Origin of the sequence: Pseudomonas sp. FG1, assembly GCF_034313875.1 — a bacterium.
GTDB lineage: Bacteria > Pseudomonadota > Gammaproteobacteria > Pseudomonadales > Pseudomonadaceae > Aquipseudomonas > Aquipseudomonas veronii.
Map to the genome: position 1 here is coordinate 1,036,236 of NZ_JAVIWP010000001.1, position 23,794 is coordinate 1,060,029.

Below are 23,794 nucleotides of genomic sequence, written 5' to 3' on the forward strand. Positions count from 1 at the left end.
AAAAGGTGGATATTTGGCGCCCTTTGGGCGCCTTTTTTTTGCCTAAAATTCAAGTAAGCGTTCGATTGTACGCATCGCATGCCGGTGAAGTTCATGGCTACACCAATGACCAGTCTCCTCGATGTGAGCAACCTCGCCGTCATCTGAGCGGAACGAAGCCAGTACAAAGAAGAAAATAACCCAATACTTCATAAGGTCAAGTCACCTGCTGGAGAGAGGGTCCGCAACTGTCAAACCCAAACCGCGACAAGATATACCGCCAGACTATCAACTGTATTACCTAGAAATTACAAATCCGTCATTTGAGCCCCGGCACGCTCATTTTGATTTACCATCCCTTTCAATAATGCCGGCGCGCGTGCGCGGTTAATTGCTCAGTGATATCGAGACAAAATCCCATGCGAATTCTGGTAATTGAGGATGAAGTAAAAACTGCGGAGTATGTGCGTCAAGGTCTGACGGAGTGTGGCTATGTCGTAGATTGCGTCCACACCGGATCAGATGGATTATTCTTGGCCAAGCAGCATGAGTACGAGCTGATTATCCTCGATATAAACCTACCAGAGATGGACGGTTGGCAGGTCCTTGAGTTGTTGCGCCGTAAAAACTGCCCGTCCCGCATCATGATGCTGACGGCGAGAAGCCGATTGGCGGATAAGGTCCGGGGGCTGGAGAACGGCGCAGATGACTATCTGATCAAACCATTTGAGTTCCCAGAGCTGCTAGCCCGGGTTCGCGCCTTGATGCGCAGGTCAGATCACCCCGCATCTGTGGAGGTCATTCGCGTGGCCGATCTGGAACTTGATCAAAGCCGGCACAGGGCATTCAGGGACGGTCAGCGTATTGATTTGACCACCAAAGAATTCGCGTTGCTGCACTACTTGATGCGTAACACCGGGGTGGTACTGAGCCGTACGCAGATTATCTCTCAGGTTTGGGATATGAATTTTGATTGCGACACGAACGTTGTAGAGGTGTCGATTCGAAGACTCAGAGCCAAGATAGATGACCCCTTCGAAACCAAGCTGATACACACACTTAGAGGCGTAGGGTATGTACTTGAAAAGCGTTAATTGCCAAACTATATAGTATCGAGATCGGCTAACTAATTCCGTCGCAAACGTGCCTACTGAACTGGATTTTACTATTTACGACCCGCGGCGCTGATTCCTTACCCCGCAAATGAGGTAGGCTGTGCATGAGGTATAGCATTGATTATCAGCAGGTCTCGGAGGATCAAGAGTTTGTCAGGCCTGATGACCGCTCAGCTGATATTGTCTTTAACAGTGAGCATGGCTTAGCTCTTATCCCATGTGTTGGCGATGTAGTCAACCTACCCTCTACGGCCGTCAAAGCGGGGGTTTGTGGCGTCGTCAGATCAAGAATTTTCAATTATCTCAGGGGTCCTGAAGAGTTTTACTGCCACGTCAATATTTTTGTTGAAGAGGCCGACATCAATTTCGGCAATCTAATATCCGAATATATGCGTAACCAGGCACGCTCACGATCACCCTCCTCATAGTGGTTTGAATAGTCAATACGGATTCCGTCCTTTTATTGAGTGCTCAGTAGAACCCACGTTGCAGAGCTCTACTGAGCCCAAAAACCTTATTTCCGCTGCTGTGCAAAAACCACTAACTGCCACTCAATCTTGCCCGCGCCAGGTGCATGCTGGTGATGGTTCTGTGGAGGAAGAACATGCCCTTTGGCAATACCGATCTCATCCCCGCAGGAGACGCATCGGTAAATGCCTGGATTTGGCGCTTCGGTACCAGGCGAATACTTTTTATCGTACTCCGAATGATCACTTTTGTGCAGAAAATTGCCGTGCTTATACTGAGCCATATCTATTCCCTTGAACTGTTGCTCTATATTTTTGTGCCACTTTACCGGGGCACAGAATAATTTTTATCACGTAATGACGAATAGATTCCAGCGAAGTTTTCCATAATCGCTCAGTACGCAGCCTACTTTCGTAGCATTTATTATTCTGATTGTGTCAGGCAGGAGATTTTTATGCCGGCGGAATTTTGGCGCCATGCTATGGCACCAGGATAGAGATCAAATCACGCCATCAAGTGACTCTTGCTATTCGAACCTGCCCCTACAAGAACAGGTAGTCACGGCACCCTGCTAGAGCGCGGGAGAGGCGGAGCACACAGAGCAGGCGTCATTGTTTTTTGAATAGCGCACTGAAAAATATAGAAGTACAAGAAGCCCGCAAAGAGAACAGTAGGCGCCATCAGAGCCAATTGAGGATCCATAAACCCTGAAATTACATACTGCTTAAGTGTAAGAGAAGCCAGGATAAAGGCCGAACAATACAAAGCACCTGTAAATTGATTCCCTAGAAAGCTTAGCACCCCACTAAAGGCATTATTGGCGCTCAATAACACTGCCTTCAATATGGTCCAACCGAAAAGCGGAAGGAAAATCTTCACCATAAAGGCAAATAAAGTTGTTGAGGCGAACAGTTTCAGTGGTATCTCTGCCCATGGCTTGATGGTACCGTCGTTTTCTACACCAAAGAATAGGATGGCATTCAGGATAATTGCTATAGAGCAGCATATGATGAGGCGTATCACCTCCCGTTTAAGCGGGGCCATCATTATAACTGAGTTAATGCTTTTCGCGATATATTGCTTTAGAGCCTGGGTCATTGACCTATTGCGTCCTATGCTAGCCGAGGTGATAATATTGATGCAGCAGTAATAGACTGACGCTTTATTTATTTCTCAGTCAAGGAGAATCCTGATGATTTACGAGTCTGATGATTGGAGGAAGTCACTTCTTCGTTCAGCTCGTTGGCTTGAGAAGGCTCGTGTAAAAGAGTGTTCTGAAGGGCGCATTTATGCGAAAGCAGAACGTGAAATTTTTGTCAGTTTTTATACGGTACGCAAGCTAATCGAGACCTACAAAATCTCTGAATCAACGAAGAAAATTAAGCTCCATCTACCGTACTACCCGATCACCAGTGGCAAGACAGTAGACTACTTCAATCGGCACAACATAATGGAAAACTACGAAACTACTAAAGTTTACAAAGAACTGCGGGATATGACTTTTGTCGCGAACCAGGTAATCCACTCGTACGTATTCGAATTCGCGACTAGTGAGGATGGACGGATTGACGGGGTGTTTGTGGCCTCAGACAAGGGACGACACCAGCGACTCTATTACTATTCTATGACGCTAATGCTCAGTATTTTTAGGTCCGTAGGCTTGGATGTCGTCTCAGAGCAGCATTTGGTAAGGGACCCTGAAACAGAGCAGTGGAAGATCAGGTGAGTAGCCACCAAGCCAAACCCGCTACGGCAGCTGTAATTAACCCAACGGTTGCATAGAAGGCAGGTCTGCCGATCCAAGGGTGACAAGCCAGCATGATTCCCAGATGGGTCTTCGGCTTTATGCTATCCCACTCAGACTCGACGATGGTCCCATCTAGAATATAAGGCTTCCAATATTTGACGATATGGTCCTTGTCGGGCTCAAAAAAATCGCTATGGCCGTAATCAAAGTAACGGTCAGCTACACGTGTATTTTTAAATCCGTTTCGACCAGTCCCGCCGTAGCCTATAGTCGAAAAGGTAGCTAGGACGGGGTAAAAATCTCGCGTCCCGACATCGTTGACGATGTTGCCTGCAGCCATGTGCCGAGCATGCTTCTCCCAGGCATAATTGCCTTTTATTATGGAGCCGCAGAGAACAATTCTCTCAATGTTGATGTCAGTGTATTTGGCGAGGATCCGACTAATGATATAGGTGCCGAAGCTGTGGGCAATGACCATAATGCGAGCAGTCGGTTCCATAAGCCGTGCGTCTCGGAAGTCATTTGCGATCTTATTGATTGGCGTAGATCGAAACGGACACGCAAGCTGCAGCGCGGTCACACAATGGTAGCCAAGACCTTTGACTCTGACATGAGCAACATCTCGGAAGGCTGCTTTTACCAGCTCGTGCCAGGAACCATCAGTTTGAATACCATGGACAAGCATGAGCGTGATGGCCTGAGCATCATCTTTGACATTAGAAATCTGCATATCGACTAACGAGTCAAACAGCTCCAGATGCTCGGCATCCAGAGTTGCCCTAATTGCCTGCAGCTGGGCCAGTCGTTTGGTCTCAATCGTATTTTCCCAAGTCGATCGAACAAGGGTAACAATATCAACAGGCTTCAATCGAGCACCAATCTATAGGTTGGTTCCACGTTGGCGGCAAGTACTTCAAATTCGGTATCCATCCCAGGATCACGAACAATCTCTGGGATATCGCCGTAAGATTGGAATGAGAGACCTTCGCCGCTGGGGCACCTAACAATAAGGAATCTCTTGATAATCCGGCCCGTTACCAAGATATTAATCAAGATTGCAAGGTGCGCGGAAGTACCGGCTTGCATAATATCGAACATGCGATTCGGGTTTAGCCGAATTCTAGGCAAAGCTTCGCCACCCTGGGATTCATAGCCCTGGATAAAACTAGCCAATCTTCGGAGGCCTTCAGCCTCGTCTGGATGGTTAAGTATTAAAGGCGATAACTTTTCCGCGAACATATTCGTATTCTCCGGCGGAGCACGCTACGGTCACCGCAAACTCGTTTCTCTCACCCGAAATCAAAAGCCTCAGTTCACGGGGAGGATCACTGTCTGGTAGTTTAACGTAAATATTGGCTCCCGTCACTTCGCCATCACGCTCCAAGAAGCGATCCAACGCAGACATCGAACCCTCATCCGATGAAAGGTTTTCATCAACCGATGCGGAGGTAATCTGCATTTGGGCCCCGAATTCATTTCGAGCCGTTGAATTGCTATATCTGATTTCTTGGGAGAGGTTATCGCGCTCGCGCAGAATCTTATTCTTAGCGGGGCTAAGCGAAACTTCAGCGAACCCATCGTCCGGTAGAAATTTCCTTACTTTGTTTTTCAACACCCACAAGAGCTCGGAATATTTCTTTGCCTGATTATCTTGAGAGGCAATACGAAACTCCAATAAACCAGTGTGGTCCAGGTGAACAATATTCACCGCACGTTTTTTTGTGGTCGCATAGCGTCGAATCAGTTCGCCAGTTGCTGGATCCGTCTCCACAGCGCTGAGACGATTGATGTCACGGCTTTCGACGACTTTGATCGTAAGCGAAACCGGTGTCTTCTGCGGGTCCGGACGGTACAGGCGGATGTCGACGATTGTGGCCTCGTCGGGCATCTCAAGATCCAGCGGGTGAGTAAACAGCCCCGAAAGGCCCTCAGCTGCTGCGATTGAAGCGATGCGCGTAGGAGACAGCAGGCCGATTGCCCGCTCTTCAGTGCACTGGAAAAGGAACGAGTGCTGCTTGCCAAACTCCTCCACCTGCTGCAGTAGATCACGGAGGTCTTTCAGGGCAAGTTTTTTATCCTTGAGGGCAGGCTCGATCCGCTTCTCATAGAGATCGTCCCAGTTTTGCGCAGAAACGGGGATGCCCTTCGTCCGGAGGAATTCCTTGACGACGGCTTGGCTAGTCGCATTTTTCAGAAGGCCAAAAAGGATCTTGGCTAGCTTTTGGTCGTCGTCACTCAGCACATCACTCTCCACAAATTGGCATTAAGCTTAAAGGCTCGTGCGAGCCTTGGCTGTGGAGGCATGAAGCCGGTGACATCCTGCCACGAGAGCGCCGACCTGCGCGCATCATGCCTTCCATTGCGCGCGCATTCTCGCCTTTTTATCCAGCGGTACACAATGAGTGGAGAAGGTCAAAATGCCATCAGCGATGTAGGATCCCTTGGCCACGTGGAGTAGGTTCCATCAGATTTTGCCGTAATGTTCAGCTTTTTCGGGAAGATGGGTAGGAATTCCCAGCTTTTCTGTGAACCGCAAGCAACAGCCTGAGCCCCAGTCATCCGGGACCTAGCATCACAATTGTTGGTGAAGCTGACTGCTGTGGTGGCCCGCCTGGGCCTAAAATCAAATTTGCTCTGCAACACTGAATATGGAACATCAAAATCTGAATAAGCATCAAGGAATGCTTCTATCTCGGGCACTTCAGCCGAGTGAAACACTAGAGTTGACACCATAACCGCGAAGGATCAACGCCGCCGCGTTATACGCCAGGGCGCGCTTGACCACTTGCCGCGGGTAAACCACGGTGGCGTCGATGGTGCCCTGGAACAACGCCTCGAACCCCAGCACCCGATGCTTTGAATCGAGAAACAGGCAGCCGAAAATCTCGTGAGGCTCATGGCGCAACAGCGCCTTGAGGTAGTCCCGCACAGCGACCGGGCTTTCCAGCACCGAGTCACTGCGCAGCTGTTCGGCCAAGTGGCGCCGGGACATTTCCAGTACCGCCTGCAGCTGGGCAAACTTCGCCGGCCCCAGCCCCAACTGCTGGCTGAACAGCACCTGGCTGGCCTCCAGCAGCGGGCGCAAGCCACCGAACTGCGCCAACAGATGCCGCGCCAGGTCCACCGCACTCCGCCCGGCCACGCCAGTGCGCAGGAAGATAGCCAACAGTTCGGCGTCGGACAGCGTTGCGGCCCCCCATTCCAAAAGCTTCTCCCGCGGCCGCTCGGCCACCGGCCAATCACGAATACTCATCCCGCCTCCCTGTGCATGTGCGCCGCTGTTGCCTGGCGGACGCTGTGTTATCGTAGGCCCTCTTTTTTGCATGCGATTTCACCTGGGGAGGGGGCATCGCAGGCGTCACTGAACTGGCTTCACTGAACTGGAAAGGCAAACCAATGCAGCGTCTGTATCGGAAACGCATCGTTCTCGGCGTCGGCGGCGGCATTGCCGCCTACAAGAGCGCAGAGCTGGTTCGCAGGCTTCTCGACCAGGGCGCCGAAGTGCGCGTGGTCATGACCCGCGGCGGCAGTGAGTTCATCACCCCGCTGACCATGCAGGCCTTGTCCGGCCACCCGGTTCACCTGGACCTGCTGGACCCGGCCGCCGAAGCCGCCATGGGCCATATCGAACTGGCCAAATGGGCCGACCTGGTGCTGATCGCCCCGGCCACCGCCGACCTGATCGCCCGCCTGGCGCAAGGCATCGCCGATGACTTGCTGACCACGCTGGTCCTGGCCACCGACGCCACTGTCGCCATCGCCCCGGCCATGAACCAGGCCATGTGGCGCGACCCGGCCACCCAAGCCAATATGCAGCTCCTGCAAAGCCGTGGCCTCAAGGTGTTCGGCCCGGCCTCCGGCAGCCAGGCCTGCGGCGACGTCGGCATGGGCCGCATGCTCGAAGCCACCGACCTGGCACTGTGCGCCGCGGAGTGCTTCCAGCACCTGGCCCTGACTGGCAAGCACGTGTTGATCACCGCCGGCCCGACCCAGGAAAACATCGACCCGGTGCGCTACATCACCAACCATAGCTCAGGAAAAATGGGCTTTGCCCTGGCTGAAGCGGCGGTCGAGGCAGGCGCGCGCGTGACCCTCATCACCGGCCCGGTGCATTTGCCGACGCCCGATCGTGTCACCCGGATCGACGTGGTCAGCGCCCGGGACATGTTGGCGGCCTGTGAGGCGGCCATTCCCTGCGACCTGTTTATCGCCTCGGCAGCGGTTGCGGATTACCGCCCGGAAGTCGTCGCCCCGCAAAAGCTCAAGAAAGACCCTACCAGCGGCGACGGCCTGCTCCTGCAAATGGTGCGTAACCCGGACATCCTGGCCACCATCGCCAGCCGCCCGGACCGTCCGTTCAGCGTCGGTTTCGCCGCCGAGACCGAGCACCTGCTGGACTACGCCGCACGCAAATTGAAAGACAAAAACCTCGACCTGATCGTTGCCAATGATGTCGCCAACCCAAGCATCGGCTTCAACAGTGAGGAAAACGCCTGCAGCGTGATCGACCGCGACCTGCACGCCACCCTTTTCGCCCAGACCAGCAAGGGCAAGATTGCCCGCCAACTGATCTCTTTTATCGCCCAACGGCTGAACCAGGTTTAATTTACATGCACGCTTTGCAAGCCAAGATCCTCGACCCCCGCATCGGCACCGACTTCCCCCTGCCGGCCTATGCCACACCGGGCTCCGCCGGCCTGGACCTGCGCGCCATGCTCAAGGAAGACACCGTCCTCGAGCCGGGCCAGACCCTGCTGATTCCGACCGGCCTGTCGATCTACGTCGGCGACCCGGGCCTGGCGGCGCTGATTCTGCCGCGCTCGGGCCTCGGCCATAAGCACGGCATCGTGCTGGGCAACCTGGTCGGCCTGATCGACTCGGACTACCAGGGCGAGCTGATGGTGTCATGCTGGAACCGCGGCCAGACCGCCTTCAACATCGTCGTCGGCGAGCGCATCGCGCAGCTGGTGCTGGTGCCGGTGGTGCAGGCGCACTTCGAACTGGTACAGGAATTCGACGCAACCCAACGCGGCGCAGGCGGTTTTGGGCATTCCGGCAGTCACTGACCACACCAAACCGGGGCGGACGCTACCGTCCGGCCCGGTTAGATGCCACCGCATGACCTTTCAGGATGAAGAATGCGCGGACCTGACGATCGACATTTCATCAGTAAAATCAATGCATTACGTAAACATAAGCGCGGAGCGGATGCTCCGATGGCCTTTTTGCACCACGAACTCTGCACCGAAAACGCCGTCATACCCTTCAGTTTAAGCCTGCCGGTCAGCCACATTAAGGCCAGCCTTGTCTCTTTCAGATGGAGTTTCCCCCCGCGATGAGTACCGCCGCCCGAGTAGCCCCGACCTTCCCCGACAGCATCTTCCGCGCCTATGACATCCGTGGCGTGGTGCCCAAGACCCTGACTGCCGAAACCGCCTACTGGATTGGCCGCGCCATCGGCGCCCAAAGCCTGGCCCAGGACGAACCGAACGTTTCGGTCGGCCGTGACGGTCGCCTGTCCGGTCCCGAACTGGTGGAGCAATTGATCCAGGGCCTGGCCGACAGCGGTTGCCATGTCAGCGACGTCGGCCTGGTGCCGACCCCGGCGCTGTACTACGCCGCCAACGTGCTGGCCGGCAAATCCGGGGTGATGCTCACCGGCAGCCACAACCCGTCGGACTACAACGGCTTCAAGATCGTCATCGCCGGCGACACCCTGGCCAACGAACAGATCCAGGCCCTGCACACGCGCCTGAAAACCAACGACCTGACCAGCGGCAAAGGCAGCATCACCAAGGTCGACATTCTTCAGCGCTACTCCGACGAAATCACCGGCGACGTCAAACTCGCGCGCCGCCTGAAAGTGGTGGTGGACTGCGGCAACGGCGCGGCCAGCGTGATCGCCCCGCAACTGCTCGAAGCCCTGAACTGCGAAGTGGTGCCGTTGTTCTGCGACGTCGACGGCAACTTCCCCAACCACCATCCAGACCCGGGCAAGCCTGAAAACCTGGTGGACCTGATCGCCAAGGTCAAGGAAACCGGGGCCGACGTCGGCCTGGCCTTTGACGGCGACGGTGACCGCGTGGGCGTGGTGACCAACACCGGCGAAAACGTGTTCGCCGACCGCCTGCTGATGCTGTTTGCCCGTGATGTGGTGGCGCGCAACCCGAATGCCGAAATCATCTTCGACGTAAAATGCACCCGTCGCCTGACGCCGCTGATCAAGGAATATGGCGGTCGCCCGCTGATGTGGAAGACCGGTCACTCGTTGATCAAAAAGAAAATGAAGGAAACCGGCGCACTGCTGGCCGGCGAAATGAGCGGCCACGTGTTCTTCAAGGAGCGCTGGTTCGGGTTTGACGACGGCATTTACAGCGCCGCTCGTCTGCTGGAGATCCTCAGCAAGGAAAAATCCACGGCGCAGGAGCTGTTTCAGACCTTCCCGAATGATATTTCTACGCCAGAGATCAATATCCATGTGACCGAAGAGAGCAAATTCAGCATCATTGACGCATTGCACGATGCGCAATGGGGCGAAGGCGCCAACCTGACCTCCATTGATGGTGTGCGAGTCGATTACGCCAAAGGCTGGGGCCTGGTTCGCGCGTCCAACACCACACCGGTGCTGGTGCTGCGTTTCGAGGCGGATACCGAGGCTGAGTTGCAGCGCATCAAGGACGTGTTCCACGTCCAGTTGAAACGTGTTGCCCCCGATCTCCAATTACCGTTCTGATTTTTTTGCACCGGAGCCCTGAATGACCCTCGAACGCGAAGCCGCTGCCAACACCGCCAAGGTCCTGTCCGAAGCGTTGCCCTACATTCGACGCTACGTCGGCAAGACGCTGGTGATCAAATACGGCGGCAATGCCATGGAAAGCGACGAGCTGAAAACCGGCTTTGCCCGCGATATCGTGTTGATGAAAGCCGTGGGGATCAACCCGGTGGTGGTCCACGGCGGCGGCCCGCAGATCGGCGACCTGCTCAAGCGCCTGTCGATCGAAAGCCACTTCATCGATGGCATGCGTGTCACTGACGCGCAGACCATGGACGTGGTGGAGATGGTCCTCGGCGGCCAGGTGAACAAAGACATCGTCAACCTGATCAACCGCCACGGCGGCAGCGCGATTGGCCTGACCGGCAAGGACGCGGAGCTGATCCGCGCGAAAAAACTGACCGTGACCCGTCAGACGCCGGAAATGACCCAGCCAGAAATCATCGACATCGGCCAGGTGGGCGAAGTGATCGGTATCAACACCGACTTGCTGAACCTGCTGGTCAAAGGTGATTTCATCCCGGTCATCGCGCCGATCGGCGTGGGCGCCAACGGCGAGTCCTACAACATCAACGCCGACCTGGTTGCCGGCAAAGTGGCCGAAGCGCTGAAGGCTGAAAAGCTGATGCTGCTGACCAACATCGCCGGCCTGATGGACAAGCAAGGCAAGGTGCTGACCGGCCTGACCACCCAACAAGTGGACGAGCTGATCGCCGACGGCACCATCTATGGCGGCATGCTGCCGAAGATCCGTTGTGCGCTGGAAGCGGTACAGGGCGGCGTCGGCAGCTCGCTGATCCTTGATGGCCGCGTGCCGAATGCGATCCTGCTGGAAATCTTCACCGACACCGGCGTGGGTACGCTGATCAGCAACCGCAAGCGTCCTTAACCACAAAAAGCCCCACCCTCTGTAGGAGCGAGCTTGCTCGCGAAAAACGTAAAGACGCCGCGTTCATCCAGAATAAACGCGTCATCGTTGGCGTTCTTCGCGAGCAAGCTCGCTCCTACAGGGGGTGGGGCTTTTTGTTGTGCGGCGTTTACTGGACGCCGAACTGCTCGCGGTACGCCCGTACTGCCGGCAAGTGTTGCTTGAGCTGCGGATCATCTTCCAGGAACTGCAACACCTGGTTCAACGACACGATGCTCACCACCGGGATGCCGAAATCGCGCTCCACTTCCTGGATCGCCGACAACTCACCATTGCCACGCTCCTGGCGGTTCAAGGCGATCAACACGCCTGCGGCCTTGGCACCCTCCTGGGAGGCGATGATCTGCATCACTTCACGGATGGCGGTGCCAGCGGTGATCACGTCGTCGATGATCAGCACGTTGCCGGTGAGCGGCGCGCCCACCAGGCTACCGCCTTCGCCATGGGCCTTGGCTTCCTTGCGGTTGAAGCACCACGGCAGATCGCGCCCATGGTGTTCGGCCAACGCCACGGCCGTCGCGGCGGCCAGGGGGATGCCCTTGTAGGCCGGACCGAACAGAACGTCGAAGGAAATACCGCTTTCAACGATGGCAGCCGCGTAGAAACGCCCCAGCTGAGCCAGGGCCGAACCCGAGTTGAACAAGCCGGCATTGAAGAAATACGGGCTGGTGCGCCCGGACTTGAGGGTGAACTCACCGAAGCGCAAAACCCCGCGATCGATGGCAAAACGAATGAAATCGCGTTGATACGCCTGCATGAAAAAAGCCTCAGATACCACGGATTTAGCTAATTAGGTAGACGGCGTGTATCATACACGCACGCGATTTTTGGGGCCATTTATGCGGATCATCAGTGTGAACGTTAATGGTATTCAGGCTGCAGTCGAGCGTGGTTTGCTCAGTTGGCTGCAAGCCCAGAATGCCGACGTCATCTGCCTGCAGGACACCCGCGCCTCCGCCTTTGAACTGGACGATCCAGCCTTCCAACTGGATGGCTACTTCCTTTATGCCTGCGATGCCGAAGTGCCCACCCAAGGTGGCGTGGCTTTGTACTCGCGGTTGCAACCCAAGGCGGTCATCAGCGGCCTCGGCTTCGAGACAGCCGACCGCTACGGGCGCTACCTGCAAGCCGATTTCGACAAGGTCAGCATCGCGACCTTGCTGCTTCCTTCGGGGCAGAACGGCGATGAAGACTTGAACCAGAAGTTCAAGCTAATGGACGACTTCGCCCGTTATCTGGATAAACAGCGACGCAAACGTCGCGAGTACATTTATTGTGGCTCGCTGTACGTGGCGCAACAGAAGCTGGATATCAAGAACTGGCGCGACAGCCAGCAATCCCCGGGTTTCCTGGCGCCGGAACGGGCCTGGATGGACGAGATTGTCGGCAACATGGGCTATGTCGATGCCCTGCGCGAAGTCAGCCGCGAAGGCGACCAGTACAGCTGGTGGCCAGACAACGAACAGGCTGAGATGCTCAACCTGGGCTGGCGTTTCGACTACCAGCTGCTGACCCCGGGCCTGCGTCGCTTTGTGCGCAGCGCACGCCTGCCACGCCAGCCGCGCTTCTCGCAGCACGCGCCGCTGATCGTGGACTACGACTGGACACTGACCATCTGAGGTCTTTGCCCAGGCACAAAAAAAACCGACATCGCTGTCGGTTTTTTTTGTGCGCGCCTGGTTACTTGATCAGCCGCCAGGTCCACGGGTAGCGGTAGGCCGTGCCGTTGTTGGCCTTGATCCCGCCAATGATCGTCAGCACCAGCGCCGCGACCACCAGGATCAACATCAACAGGAAGCCGATCACCACGAACCCCAGCACCATGCAGACCAGCCAGGCAATGGCCACGGTGATCTGGAAATTCAGGGCTTCCTTGCCCTGGTCATCGATCAGCGGGTCCATGTCCTTCTTGATCTGCCACAGGATCAGCGGCCCCAACAGGCTGCCGAAAGGGAACACCAGGCCCAGAAACGCCGCGAAGTGACACAACATCGCCCATTGGCGGACTTCCTTGGACGGTGCCGGAACCGGCAATTGACTGTCACTCATGGCGTTTCTCCTTGAAGCCGGTTCAGTCGGCCAGCGCGGCGTTCTGCAGCTCGAAAATCTCGGTCATGCCTTTCTGCGCCAGCGCCAGCATGGCATTCAGCTCAGCCGGCTGGAATGGCGCACCTTCGGCGGTGCCCTGCACTTCGATGAAACCACCGGTGCTGGTCATCACCACGTTCAGGTCGGTCTCGGCGGCCGAGTCTTCCAGGTAATCCAGGTCCAGCACTGGCTCGCCCTGGTACATACCCACCGACACAGCGGCGATCATCTGCTTGAGCGGGTCGCCGGCTTTCAGGCCGCCACGCTTCTTGATCACTTTCAACGCGTCGACCAGCGCAACCATGGCACCGGTGATGGAGGCAGTGCGCGTGCCGCCGTCGGCCTGGATCACGTCGCAGTCGACGTACAGGGTCACGTCGCCCAGCTTGGACATGTCCAGGGCAGCACGCAGCGAACGGCCGATCAGGCGCTGGATTTCCAGGGTACGGCCGCCTTGCTTGCCACGGCTGGCTTCACGCTGGTTACGCTCGCCAGTGGCGCGCGGCAGCATGCCGTATTCGGCGGTCAACCAACCCTGGCCCTGGCCCTTGAGGAAACGCGGCACGCCGTTTTCGACGCTGACGGTGCAGATCACCTTGGTATCGCCAAACTCGACCAGTACAGATCCCTCGGCGTGTTTGGTGTAGTTGCGGGTGATGCGGATCGAGCGGAGCTGATCGGCAGCGCGACCACTTGGACGTTTCATAGGGGATACCTGTACGGAGGACGAAAAACTGCCGAGCATTATAGAGCCGCGAGCCGATTCGGGGCACGTCTAAAAAATTCGGTTACGAATCGTCGACTGGCGGTGCTTTGTCAGTGCCAGGGTTTGGGGCCAATCGTCCCACTGCGCTACACTCCTGCGCCTTCGCAGCCTGTCGGCTTCAATTTACCCATCAGCCCGCCATCGCGGGACTGCAACGCGAGGTACCTCCATGGTGCACAGCATGACCGCCTTCGCCCGCGTCGAAAAAGCCGGCGCGCAAGGCACCCTGAGCTGGGAACTGCGCTCGGTCAACAGCCGCTACCTGGAGCCGCACCTGCGCCTGCCGGAATCGTTCCGCGACCTCGAAGGCGCGGTACGTGAAGCACTGCGCCAGGGCATTTCCCGCGGCAAGCTGGAATGCACCCTGCGCTTTACCGAGGAAACCACCGGCAAACCGCTGCAGGTCGACCGCGAGCGCGCCGCGCAACTGGTCGCCGCCGCCGAAACCATCGCCGGACTGATCAAGCAGCCGGCCGCGCTGAACCCACTGGAAGTGCTGGCCTGGCCCGGCGTGCTGGTGGCCGACGCCAGCGACCCGCAAGCCCTCAACGCCGAAGCCCTCGCCTTGTTCACCCAGGGTTTGAAGGAACTCAAGGCCGGCCGCGAGCGCGAAGGCGCCGAGCTGGCCCGCCTGATCAGCGAGCGCCTGAGCGCGATCGAAGCCGACGTGGTCACCTTGCGCGAGCTGGTGCCGCAGATGCTCGCGACCCAGCGCCAGAAGGTCCTCGACCGCTTCGCCGACATGAAGGCCGACCTCGATCCGGTACGCCTGGAGCAGGAAATGGTCCTGTTGGCGCAGAAGAGCGACGTCGCCGAAGAACTCGATCGCCTGAGCACCCACATCCTTGAAGTACGCCGCGTGCTCAAGTCCGGCGGCGCCGCCGGTCGGCGCCTGGATTTCCTGATGCAGGAACTCAACCGCGAAGCCAATACACTGGGCTCCAAGGCGTTCGATCCGCGCAGCACCACGGCGGCGGTCAACCTCAAAGTGTTGATCGAGCAAATGCGCGAACAAGTACAGAATATTGAGTAAGGCAACTTCCATGACCCACAGCACCGGCACCCTTTACATCATTTCCGCCCCCTCGGGCGCGGGCAAGAGCAGCCTGGTCAAGGCCCTGACCGACGCTGACGAACAGATCCGCATCTCGGTGTCCCACACCACCCGCGCCATGCGCCCGGGCGAGGTGAACGGCGTTCACTATCACTTCGTCGAGCGCACCGAGTTCGTCAAGATGATCGAGCACGGCGCCTTCCTTGAGCGCGCCGAAGTGTTCGGCAACCTCTACGGCACCTCGCAAAGCCACCTGCAACAGACCCTGGACGAAGGCCACGACCTGATCCTGGAAATCGACTGGCAGGGCGCCGAGCAAGTGCGCCAGCTGATGCCCAAGGCGCGGTCGATCTTCATCCTGCCGCCGTCCCTGGAAGCCTTGCACCAGCGCCTGACCAACCGCGGCCAGGACAGCGACGCGATCATCGAAGGCCGCATGCGTGAAGCCGTCAGCGAAATGAGCCACTACGTCGACTACGATTACCTGATCATCAATGACGATTTTGCCCACGCCCTGGACGATTTGAAGGCGATTTTCCGCGCCAATCAGCTCCAGCAAAAACGCCAACAACAGCGTTTCGGCAAGTTATTGGCCGAACTGCTCGGTTGATCAGCTCTTCCCAAAACCGCTGCGAGGGCCTTACATTGGCACTTGCAGCGGTTTTGCGAGAGCCTGGGAAAAATCAGCGCTTCCCTAAACGCTGGTGATTTTTTAAACTGTTTAGTCCGCTCGCCCAACCGGGCAGCGCGCATCTTGCATTCGCTCCGAGGAATACCATGGCCCGCGTAACCGTTGAAGACTGCCTAGAACACGTGGATAACCGCTTTGAGCTGGTCATGCTCTCTACCAAGCGTGCCCGTCAACTGGCCACTGGCGGCAAAGAGCCCCTGGTCCAGTGGGAAAACGACAAGCCTACCGTTGTCGCTCTGCGCGAAATCGCTGAAGGCCTGATGAGCTACGAGTTCATCGCCAACGCCGAGATCGTTGAAGACGAACCGCTGTTTGCAGCGTTCGAGGACGAGTCCAACGAGGCCGTCTAAGCCTATGCCTGGTCGACGTAGCACGGCGCGGTGTCAACGCACGCGGCAGGAGTCCATCCTTTGCCGAGCATAGACGCCCTCGCCGATCGCTTATCGACCTACCTCGGCCCAGACCAGGTCAACCTGGTCCGCCGAGCGTATTTCTACGCCGAACAAGCCCACGACGGCCAACGCCGCCGCAGCGGCGAGGCGTATGTCACCCATCCTCTTGCGGTGGCCAATATTCTCGCCGACATGCACATGGACCATCAGAGCCTGATGGCCGCGATGCTGCATGACGTGATCGAAGACACCGGCATCGCCAAGGAAGCGCTCAGCGCGCAATTTGGCGAAACCGTGGCCGAACTGGTCGATGGGGTCAGCAAACTGACCCAGATGAACTTCGAGACCAAGGCCGAAGCCCAGGCGGAAAACTTCCAGAAGATGGCGATGGCCATGGCCCGGGATATCCGCGTGATCCTGGTCAAGCTGGCCGACCGGCTGCACAACATGCGGACACTGGAAGTGCTGTCCGGCGAAAAACGCCGGCGCATCGCCAAGGAAACCCTGGAAATCTACGCGCCCATCGCCAACCGGCTGGGCATGCACGCCATTCGTATCGAATTCGAAGACCTCGGCTTCAAGGCCATGCACCCGATGCGTTCGGCGCGCATCTACCAGGCGGTCAAACGTGCCCGGGGCAACCGCAAGGAAATCGTCAACAAGATCGAAGAGTCGCTGAGCCATTGCCTGGCGATCGACGAGATCGAGGGCGAGGTCAGCGGGCGGCAGAAGCACATCTACGGCATCTACAAGAAGATGCGCGGCAAGCGCCGGGCCTTCAACGAGATCATGGACGTGTATGCGTTCCGGATCATCGTCGACAAGGTCGACACCTGCTACCGCGTATTGGGCGCTGTACATAATTTGTACAAACCCCTGCCGGGCCGCTTCAAGGACTACATCGCCATTCCCAAGGCCAACGGCTATCAGTCGCTGCATACCACGCTGTTCGGTATGCATGGGGTGCCGATCGAGATCCAGATCCGCACCCGGGAAATGGAAGAGATGGCCAACAACGGCATCGCCGCCCATTGGCTGTACAAATCCAGCGGCGACGAGCAGCCCAAAGGCACCCACGCCCGCGCGCGCCAGTGGGTCAAAGGCGTGCTGGAAATGCAGCAACGTGCAGGCAACTCCCTGGAATTCATCGAGAGCGTGAAGATCGACCTGTTCCCGGACGAGGTCTACGTGTTCACGCCCAAGGGCCGGATCATGGAGCTGCCCAAAGGCTCCACGGCCGTCGACTTTGCCTACGCCGTACACACCGATGTCGGCAACAGCTGCATCGCTTGCCGCATCAACCGGCGCCTGGCCCCGCTGTCGGAACCGCTGCAAAGCGGCTCCACCGTGGAGATCGTCAGCGCACCGGGCGCCCGGCCGAACCCGGCGTGGCTCAACTTCGTGGTCACCGGCAAGGCGCGCACCCATATTCGCCACGCCCTGAAACTGCAGCGCCGCTCCGAGTCCATCAGCCTGGGCGAACGTTTGCTGAACAAGGTGCTCAACGGTTTCGACAGCGCCCTCGAGAAAATCCCCGGCGAGCGCGTGCAAGCGATGCTCAGCGAGTATCGCCAGGAAACCATCGAAGACCTGCTGGAAGACATCGGCCTGGGCAACCGCATGGCCTATGTGGTCGCCCGTCGCCTGCTCGGCGAAGGCGAGCAATTGCCAAGCCCGGAAGGTCCACTGGCGATTCGCGGCACCGAGGGCCTGGTGCTCAGCTACGCCAAGTGCTGCACGCCGATCCCGGGCGACCCGATTGTCGGGCACCTGTCGGCAGGCAAAGGCATGGTGGTCCACCTGGACAACTGCCGCAATATCAGCGAAATCCGCCACAACCCGGAAAAATGCATCCAGCTCTCGTGGGCCAAGGATGTCACCGGCGAATTCAACGTCGAGCTGCGGGTCGAGCTGGAGCACCAGCGCGGCCTGATCGCCCTGCTGGCCAGCAGCGTCAACGCGGCCGACGGCAATATCGAGAAAATCAGCATGGACGAGCGCGATGGTCGCATCAGCGTGGTCCAACTGGTGGTCAGCGTACACGACCGCGTACACCTGGCCCGCGTGATCAAGAAACTGCGCGCGTTGACCGGTGTGATCCGCATCACCCGCATGCGTGCATAGCCCACCTCTTACAAGGAGTCATTCATGACCAAGACTGTTATCACCAGCGACAAAGCCCCAGCCGCCATCGGCACCTACTCCCAGGCGATCAAGGCGGGCAACACCGTCTACATGTCCGGCCAGATCCCACTGGACCCAAAGACCATGGAACTGGTTGAAGGCTTCGAAGCACAAACCGTACAGGTCTTCGAAAACCTCAAGTCGGTCGCCGAAGCTGCCGGCGGTTCGTTCAAGGACATCGTCAAGCTGAACATCTTCCTCACCGACCTGAGCCACTTCGCCAAGGTCAACGAGATCATGGGCAAGTACTTCGAACAGCCTTACCCAGCCCGCGCCGCTATCGGCGTTGCTGCCCTGCCAAAGGGCGCACAGGTTGAGATGGACGCGATTCTGGTCATCGAGTAAAACACCCGGCGCAGCCTCCATAGGCTGCGCCGACTTCGTTTTAAAAGGATTTCATGATGCGCAAAGCGCTTGTAGCCTCTTCGTTGCTCGCCCTGTTGCTCGGCGGCTGTGCCAGCAACCCCGCCGACCTGGATGTGAGCGGCACCTGGATCAACCAGGTTGCCATCGACGCGGCAGCCAAGGGCGGCCCTTTGCGTGAAGCACTGCAGAGCTTTGGCCCGAACCTCGAGTGGGACGTCAACACCAAGGCCCTGCAGGCCCGCTACTACAACGGTTTTGAAGTAGCGGAAGGCAAGTTGCTCGGTGAGAAGCCCGGTGCCTGGAGCGTCGACTTCTACGGCAGCGCCGCCACCGATCTCAAGCGCAAAGGTCGGCAACTGCTGCAAGTGGCCAACGACAACGAGCCCGAACAGCTGTTTGCCCGCGCCAAGGAACCTGCACCGGAAGGCGCGCCATTGGGCGCCAACTTCGAGCGCGCGCTGTACGCCGCTTATATGGGCGGCGACTGGAAAATCGCCAACGGCAATGGCGAAGGCGCCACCGTGCAGTTCCAGGCCAACGGCCAAGTGGCCGGCCTGCCGGGCGCCGATCGATATTCGTTATGCCTGGCGGGTGATTGCGCCTCCATGAGCGGCGGCTACGACAGCATGTGGTTGCAACGCAACGGCGTGGGCAATGCGTGGATCTTTGCACGCAAGGGCAAGCAGCTGGAAATCTTCCAGGCGATCAATACCTCGCGGGCCGACGAAGTGCCCTCGTTTACACCGGGGCCACGCCAGTGGCTGCTTGAAAAACAATAACCGTCATCCCACAGACCTGAATGTGGGAGGGGCGCTGCGACGATTCGACTTGCTCCCGATCAGCCACTACAACCGTGGCTGACAGAGCAAGCCCCCTCCCACCTTTTCTGACCGCGGCTCAGCCCTTCAGGATGGCCGCGTAGCCTTCGCGATAACTCGGATACGTCGGCACCCAGCCCAACGCCTTGGCCCGGGCGTTGCTGCATTGCTTGCTCCCGGCGCGGCGCACACTGGCGTCATCGGACCATTGCGTCACACCCAGGTACTCACGCAACCAGGCCACCACCTCGGCCAACGGCGCCGGTGCGTCATCGACACCGATATAGATGCGATCCAGCGAACCGCCCTGCTCCACATGCCGCAACAAAAACGCCAGCAGGCCGGCCGCATCATCGACGTGGATCCGGTTGCCATACAAAGGTGGATCGATCGCCACGCGATAACCCTGGCGCACCTGCGTCAGCAGCCACTCGCGGCCCGGCCCGTAAATCCCGGTCAAGCGCACGATGCTCGCCGCAATGCCGCTGTTCAGCGCGACTTGCTCGGCTTCCAGCATCACCTGCCCGGAATAGCCTTTTGCCTGGGTCTCGGACGTTTCGTCGACCCATTCGCCCTGCTGCTGCCCATACACACTGCTGCTGGACACAAACAGCAGATGCTTGGGCTCCTGGCCGTAATCCTTCAACCACTCCAACACATGCTGCAACCCTTGCACATAAGCGGCGCGATAACCGGCTTCGTCGTGATCCGTCGCCGCCGCGCAATACACCAGGTAATCCACCCCGCCGATCGGCCAGGTGTCAGGGCAATCCTTATTGAACAGGTCACCGGCAATGCCGATCACGCCATCGGGCAGGCGCGAAATATCACGCCGCAGGCCATGAACCTCCCATTCCGAGGCGAGCAATTGGCTGGCCAGCCGACTCCCCACATCGCCACAACCGGCAATCACAACAGAAGGCGCAGACATCACAAAACTCCGTACTGAAAGGTCTAGATTAGCCGTCGCAGGAGACCAGCGGCCAGAAAAAGGACAAATAAAGTTACTGTATTACTTCTGTTAACAAGAATTACTTGCAATAATAACGACCCATTTGTCCTCGACCTCGCAGGGTCTGGAAGGACGATCACTCTTTTTTTTCTCTCAGGTCCGGCCAGCATGACACGTAATACACACCCCGCTTCGCCAACCAAACTTCACAGTCCATCCCGCGCCTGGCGTGCGATTGCCGCGCTGCTGTTCAGCGTACTGCTGGCACCGACCGCCGCATTCGCTGATGCCACCGCGCCGGCGGCTCCTGCTGCTGCCGAACAGAATGCCACCGCCGCCCCTGCGGTGCCGGCCGCCACAGACCCAGCCCAGGCTGCAGCGCCGGCCACCGCCGACGAGCCCGGCGTGGTGCTGGAAGAAAACAACACCCTTGGCATGGCCCACGACCTGTCGCCATGGGGCATGTACCAAAACGCTGACGTGGTGGTGAAAGCCGTGATGATCGGCCTGGCCATCGCCTCGATCATCACCTGGACCATCTGGATCGCCAAAGGCTTCGAACTGCTGGGCGCCAAGCGCCGCCTGCGCAGCGAGATCGTCCACTTGAAAAAGGCCACCACCCTCAAGGAAGCCAGCGAAACGGCGACCAAGAAGGGCACCCTGGCCAATACGCTGGTACACGACGCGCTGGAAGAAATGCGCCTGTCGGCCAACACCCGCGAAAAAGAGGGCATCAAGGAGCGCGTGGCGTTCCGTCTCGAGCGCCTGGTGGCAGCCTGCGGTCGTAACATGAGCAACGGCACCGGCGTGCTGGCGACCATCGGTTCCACCGCGCCGTTCGTCGGTCTGTTCGGCACCGTGTGGGGCATCATGAACAGCTTCATCGGCATCGCCAAAACCCAGACCACCAACCTCGCCGTCGTCGCTCCCGGCATCGCCGAAGCCTTGCTGGCGACCGCCCTGGGCCTGGTTGCCGCGATTCCAGCGGTGGTGATCTACAACGTCTTCGCCCGTTCGATTGCCGGCTACAAGGCCCAGGTATCGGACGCGTCGGCAGAAGTCCTGCTGCTGGTCAGCCGCGACCTCGATCACCTGCCTTCCGAGCGCAGCTCGCAACCGCACATGGTGAAAGTGGGGTAATCGGCCATGGGCCTGCATTTGAATCAAGGCGACGACGAACTCGTCGAGAACCACGAAATCAACGTCACGCCGTTTATCGACGTGATGCTGGTGCTGCTGATCATCTTCATGGTGGCGGCCCCCTTGGCCACCGTGGATATCAAGGTCGACCTGCCCGCCTCCAGCGCCAAACCCGCGCCGCGGCCGGAGAAGCCGATTTTCCTCAGCGTCAAGGCGGACCAACGCCTGTTCCTGGGCGAAGAAGAAGTCAAAGCCGAAACCCTGGGGCCGGCGCTCGACGCCAAGACCCAAGGCAAGAAAGACACGACGATCTTCTTCCAGGCCGACAAAGGCGTGGACTACGGCGACCTGATGAGCGTGATGGATGCCCTGCGGGCAGCCGGCTACCTCAAGGTCGGCCTGGTCGGACTTGAGACGGCAGCCAAAAAATGATCACGACGCGCCACAAACTGACGCGTTATGGCACCAGCCTCGCCGTCGTGCTGGGCGTGCATGCCATCGCGATTGCCATCGCGCTCCACTGGTCGGCGCCGCGCACGGTCCAGCTGCCACCGGCGGCCATGGTCATCGACCTGGCGCCGATGCCCGCACCGCCGCCGCCGGCACCGCCCAAGGTGGTCACGCCGCCGCAGCCGCCCGCCCCGGTGGAAGAGCTGCCGCTGCCGAAACTGGCCGAAGCGCCCAAGCCGACGATCCAGGTGCCCAAGCCGGTCAAGCCCAAGCCGAAACCCCAGCCGCCCAAGCCGGAGGAGAAAAAGCCCGAGCCGCCCAAGGAGAAACCTTCCGAGACGCCACCAAGCGACACGCCGCCGACCAATACACCGGCGGAGAAATCGGCCCAGCCCGCACCGGGCCCGTCGCCGCAACAGGTCGCCGCCAAAGCCTCCTGGGAAGGCGCCCTGCTGGCGCACTTGCAGAAGTACAAAAAGTACCCGCAAAGCGCGCAGAACAGTGGCAAGGAAGGCATGAATCGCTTGCGCTTCGTGGTCGATGCCGAAGGCAATGTGCTGTCCTACGAGTTGGTGGGCCGCTCCGGCAACGCCGACCTGGACCGCGCCACCCTGGACATGATCCGTCGCGCCCAGCCATTGCCCAAGCCACCGGCCGACATGGTGAAAAGCGGCAGCATCGAGATCGTCGCGCCGTTCGTTTACAACATCGAGAAGCGTCGCCGCTAAAGGCACGCGCAGGGCTATGTGAGAGGGGGCTTGCTCCCGATGACGGTACATCAGTCGACACATCCTCGACTGACCCATCGCCATCGGGAGCAAGCCCCTTCCCACATCGGGTTTTATCGCTTCAGCAAAATCTCGCACATTCCCCGCTCAATCCTTATCAAAGTTCTGATAACGTGTGTCTATCGATTGCAGCCGGTATGCTTGGCTCGCAACCTCATGGACGCCCGCTATGACTCTTACAGAATTACGCTACATCGTGACCCTCGCCCAAGAACAACACTTCGGCCACGCGGCCGAGCGTTGCCACGTCAGCCAGCCGACGCTGTCGGTGGGCGTGAAAAAGCTTGAAGACGAACTCGGTGTGCTGATTTTCGAGCGCAGCAAAAGCGCCGTGCGCCTGACCCCGGTCGGTGAAGGCATCGTTGCCCAGGCCCAAAAGGTCCTGGAGCAAGCCCAAAGCATTCGCGAACTGGCCCAGGCCGGCAAAAACCAGCTGACCGCGCCGCTGAAAGTCGGCGCCATCTACACCGTCGGCCCGTACCTGTTCCCGCACCTGATTCCGCAACTGCACCGCGTCGCGCCGCAGATGCCGCTGTATATCGAAGAAAACTTCACCCACGTGCTGCGCGACAAACTGCGCAACGGCGAGTTGGACGCGATCATCATCGCCCTGCCGTTCAACGAGGCTGACGTGCTGACCCTGCCGCTCTACGACGAGCCGTTCTACGTGCTGATGCCGGCCTCGCACCCGTGGACGCAGAAAGACAGCATCGACGCCAGCCTGCTCAACGACAAGAGCCTGCTGCTGCTCGGTGAAGGCCACTGCTTCCGCGACCAGGTGCTGGAAGCCTGCCCGACCCTGACCAAGGGCCACGACGGCGCCAAACACACCACCGTGGAATCCAGCTCCCTGGAAACCATTCGCCACATGGTCGCCTCCGGCCTGGGCATTTCGATCCTGCCGCTGTCGGCGGTGGACAGCCATCACTACGCCCCGGGCGTGATCGCCGTGCGCCCGCTCACGCCGCCGGTGCCGTTCCGCACCGTGGCGATCGCCTGGCGCGCCAGCTTCCCGCGGCCCAAAGCCATTGAGATCCTGGCCGACTCGATCCGCCTGTGTTCGGTGGCCAAACCGCCTGCTGCGAGCTGAGCCACT

General features: G+C 58.6%; 25 protein-coding genes and 2 pseudogenes. 17 read left to right on the forward strand and 10 right to left on the reverse strand.

Features of this window, described 5'->3' with window-relative positions; genetic code table 11:
• Positions 1 to 398: 398 nt before the first annotated feature.
• The gene (locus RGV59_RS04915; RefSeq protein ID WP_003253420.1) at positions 399 to 1,073 is read left to right on the forward strand and encodes a heavy metal response regulator transcription factor; all 675 of its coding nucleotides are present in this window, start codon (positions 399 to 401) and stop codon (positions 1,071 to 1,073) included.
• A gap of 535 nt (positions 1,074 to 1,608) precedes the next feature.
• Here the strand turns inward: RGV59_RS04915 and RGV59_RS04920 are convergent.
• Together RGV59_RS04920 and RGV59_RS04925 are read right to left on the reverse strand one after the other, a co-directional pair.
• Positions 1,609 to 1,845: a hypothetical protein gene (locus RGV59_RS04920; protein ID WP_074059229.1), complete on the reverse strand. Its 237-nt coding sequence runs from the start codon at positions 1,843 to 1,845 to the stop codon at positions 1,609 to 1,611.
• Between the two features lie 275 nt (positions 1,846 to 2,120).
• Positions 2,121 to 2,660 carry a hypothetical protein gene (locus tag RGV59_RS04925; RefSeq protein ID WP_003253418.1) on the reverse strand — a complete coding sequence of 180 codons (540 nt, stop codon included), beginning with the start codon at positions 2,658 to 2,660 and terminating at the stop codon, positions 2,121 to 2,123.
• A gap of 94 nt (positions 2,661 to 2,754) precedes the next feature.
• Here RGV59_RS04925 and RGV59_RS04930 point away from each other — a divergent pair, with 94 nt between their 5' ends.
• Positions 2,755 to 3,288 (forward strand): hypothetical protein, encoded by a 534-nt coding sequence (locus RGV59_RS04930; RefSeq protein WP_009682000.1) that lies wholly within the window; start codon positions 2,755 to 2,757, stop codon positions 3,286 to 3,288.
• Here the strand turns inward: RGV59_RS04930 and RGV59_RS04935 are convergent.
• The 4 genes and pseudogenes from RGV59_RS04935 to radC all read right to left on the reverse strand — a co-directional run.
• Entirely contained in the window at positions 3,281 to 4,177 is an 897-nt protein-coding gene (locus tag RGV59_RS04935; RefSeq protein WP_014754857.1) for an alpha/beta fold hydrolase, read from the reverse strand. The genes RGV59_RS04930 and RGV59_RS04935 overlap by 8 nt on opposite strands.
• Positions 4,174 to 4,548: a hypothetical protein gene (locus tag RGV59_RS04940; RefSeq protein WP_223255136.1), complete on the reverse strand. Its 375-nt coding sequence runs from the start codon at positions 4,546 to 4,548 to the stop codon at positions 4,174 to 4,176. Before RGV59_RS04940 ends, RGV59_RS04935 begins: the two co-directional genes overlap by 4 nt.
• Positions 4,514 to 5,551 carry a hypothetical protein gene (locus RGV59_RS04945; protein ID WP_003253411.1) on the reverse strand — a complete coding sequence of 346 codons (1,038 nt, stop codon included), beginning with the start codon at positions 5,549 to 5,551 and terminating at the stop codon, positions 4,514 to 4,516. The genes RGV59_RS04940 and RGV59_RS04945 overlap by 35 nt, the downstream gene beginning before the upstream one ends.
• 498 nt (positions 5,552 to 6,049) lie before the next feature.
• Positions 6,050 to 6,562, reverse strand: a pseudogene (gene radC / locus RGV59_RS04950) (RadC family protein); the annotation flags it as partial.
• A 143-nt stretch (positions 6,563 to 6,705) separates the two neighbouring features.
• Here radC and coaBC point away from each other — a divergent pair.
• The 4 genes and pseudogenes from coaBC (at position 6,706) to argB (ending at position 10,970) form a co-directional block, all read left to right on the forward strand.
• Positions 6,706 to 7,914 carry a bifunctional phosphopantothenoylcysteine decarboxylase/phosphopantothenate--cysteine ligase CoaBC gene (gene coaBC / locus RGV59_RS04955; protein ID WP_102617852.1) on the forward strand — a complete coding sequence of 403 codons (1,209 nt, stop codon included), beginning with the start codon at positions 6,706 to 6,708 and terminating at the stop codon, positions 7,912 to 7,914.
• Between the two features lie 5 nt (positions 7,915 to 7,919).
• Positions 7,920 to 8,375: a dUTP diphosphatase gene (dut, locus tag RGV59_RS04960; RefSeq protein ID WP_017846053.1), complete on the forward strand. Its 456-nt coding sequence runs from the start codon at positions 7,920 to 7,922 to the stop codon at positions 8,373 to 8,375.
• Positions 8,376 to 8,617: 242 nt separating this feature from the next.
• Positions 8,618 to 10,042 (forward strand): annotated as a pseudogene (locus tag RGV59_RS04965) (phosphomannomutase/phosphoglucomutase); the annotation flags it as partial.
• Positions 10,043 to 10,064: 22 nt separating this feature from the next.
• Entirely contained in the window at positions 10,065 to 10,970 is a 906-nt protein-coding gene (gene argB, locus RGV59_RS04970; protein WP_017846055.1) for an acetylglutamate kinase, read from the forward strand.
• Positions 10,971 to 11,118: 148 nt separating this feature from the next.
• On the opposite strand, the gene pyrE is transcribed toward argB, so the two are convergent.
• Positions 11,119 to 11,766, reverse strand: coding sequence for an orotate phosphoribosyltransferase (gene pyrE, locus RGV59_RS04975; RefSeq protein ID WP_017846056.1), 648 nt, complete (start codon positions 11,764 to 11,766; stop codon positions 11,119 to 11,121).
• 82 nt (positions 11,767 to 11,848) lie between these two features.
• On the opposite strand from pyrE, the gene RGV59_RS04980 reads away from it, so the two are divergent.
• Positions 11,849 to 12,628, forward strand: a complete 780-nt coding sequence (locus RGV59_RS04980) for an exodeoxyribonuclease III (RefSeq protein WP_003195493.1) — start codon at positions 11,849 to 11,851, stop codon at positions 12,626 to 12,628.
• Between the two features lie 61 nt (positions 12,629 to 12,689).
• On the opposite strand, the gene RGV59_RS04985 is transcribed toward RGV59_RS04980, so the two are convergent.
• Entirely contained in the window at positions 12,690 to 13,058 is a 369-nt protein-coding gene (locus RGV59_RS04985; RefSeq protein ID WP_017846057.1) for a DUF4870 domain-containing protein, read from the reverse strand.
• Between the two features lie 22 nt (positions 13,059 to 13,080).
• Positions 13,081 to 13,803, reverse strand: coding sequence for a ribonuclease PH (rph, locus tag RGV59_RS04990; protein WP_003195497.1), 723 nt, complete (start codon positions 13,801 to 13,803; stop codon positions 13,081 to 13,083).
• A gap of 229 nt (positions 13,804 to 14,032) precedes the next feature.
• Here rph and RGV59_RS04995 point away from each other — a divergent pair, with 229 nt between their 5' ends.
• The 6 genes from RGV59_RS04995 (at position 14,033) to RGV59_RS05020 (ending at position 19,329) form a co-directional block, all read left to right on the forward strand.
• Positions 14,033 to 14,896, forward strand: coding sequence for a YicC/YloC family endoribonuclease (locus RGV59_RS04995; protein WP_017846058.1), 864 nt, complete (start codon positions 14,033 to 14,035; stop codon positions 14,894 to 14,896).
• A 10-nt stretch (positions 14,897 to 14,906) separates the two neighbouring features.
• Complete coding sequence (gene gmk / locus RGV59_RS05000; RefSeq protein ID WP_017846059.1) at positions 14,907 to 15,527, forward strand: guanylate kinase; 621 nt, start codon at positions 14,907 to 14,909, stop codon at positions 15,525 to 15,527.
• A 167-nt stretch (positions 15,528 to 15,694) separates the two neighbouring features.
• Positions 15,695 to 15,958 (forward strand): DNA-directed RNA polymerase subunit omega, encoded by a 264-nt coding sequence (gene rpoZ, locus RGV59_RS05005; RefSeq protein WP_003176920.1) that lies wholly within the window; start codon positions 15,695 to 15,697, stop codon positions 15,956 to 15,958.
• Positions 15,959 to 16,018: 60 nt separating this feature from the next.
• Positions 16,019 to 18,124, forward strand: coding sequence for a bifunctional GTP diphosphokinase/guanosine-3',5'-bis pyrophosphate 3'-pyrophosphohydrolase (gene spoT / locus RGV59_RS05010; protein WP_017846060.1), 2,106 nt, complete (start codon positions 16,019 to 16,021; stop codon positions 18,122 to 18,124).
• Between the two features lie 24 nt (positions 18,125 to 18,148).
• Positions 18,149 to 18,529, forward strand: a complete 381-nt coding sequence (locus RGV59_RS05015; protein WP_003176922.1) for a RidA family protein — start codon at positions 18,149 to 18,151, stop codon at positions 18,527 to 18,529.
• Positions 18,530 to 18,585: 56 nt separating this feature from the next.
• Entirely contained in the window at positions 18,586 to 19,329 is a 744-nt protein-coding gene (locus RGV59_RS05020) for a hypothetical protein (RefSeq protein WP_126585189.1), read from the forward strand.
• 118 nt (positions 19,330 to 19,447) lie between these two features.
• Here the strand turns inward: RGV59_RS05020 and RGV59_RS05025 are convergent, their stop codons facing one another.
• Positions 19,448 to 20,299 carry an SDR family oxidoreductase gene (locus RGV59_RS05025; RefSeq protein WP_126585190.1) on the reverse strand — a complete coding sequence of 284 codons (852 nt, stop codon included), beginning with the start codon at positions 20,297 to 20,299 and terminating at the stop codon, positions 19,448 to 19,450.
• Between the two features lie 189 nt (positions 20,300 to 20,488).
• Between RGV59_RS05025 and exbB the strand changes: the two genes are divergently transcribed.
• The 4 genes from exbB (at position 20,489) to RGV59_RS05045 (ending at position 23,788) form a co-directional block, all read left to right on the forward strand.
• Positions 20,489 to 21,460: a tonB-system energizer ExbB gene (gene exbB / locus RGV59_RS05030; protein ID WP_046381643.1), complete on the forward strand. Its 972-nt coding sequence runs from the start codon at positions 20,489 to 20,491 to the stop codon at positions 21,458 to 21,460.
• A 6-nt stretch (positions 21,461 to 21,466) separates the two neighbouring features.
• Entirely contained in the window at positions 21,467 to 21,892 is a 426-nt protein-coding gene (gene exbD, locus RGV59_RS05035) for a TonB system transport protein ExbD (RefSeq protein WP_017846064.1), read from the forward strand.
• Positions 21,889 to 22,638, forward strand: a complete 750-nt coding sequence (locus RGV59_RS05040) for a TonB family protein (protein ID WP_017846065.1) — start codon at positions 21,889 to 21,891, stop codon at positions 22,636 to 22,638. Before exbD ends, RGV59_RS05040 begins: the two co-directional genes overlap by 4 nt.
• 229 nt (positions 22,639 to 22,867) lie before the next feature.
• A complete protein-coding gene (locus tag RGV59_RS05045; RefSeq protein ID WP_046488968.1) occupies positions 22,868 to 23,788 on the forward strand; it encodes a hydrogen peroxide-inducible genes activator in 921 nt (306 codons plus the stop codon).
• The last annotated feature ends 6 nt before the right edge of the window (positions 23,789 to 23,794 follow it).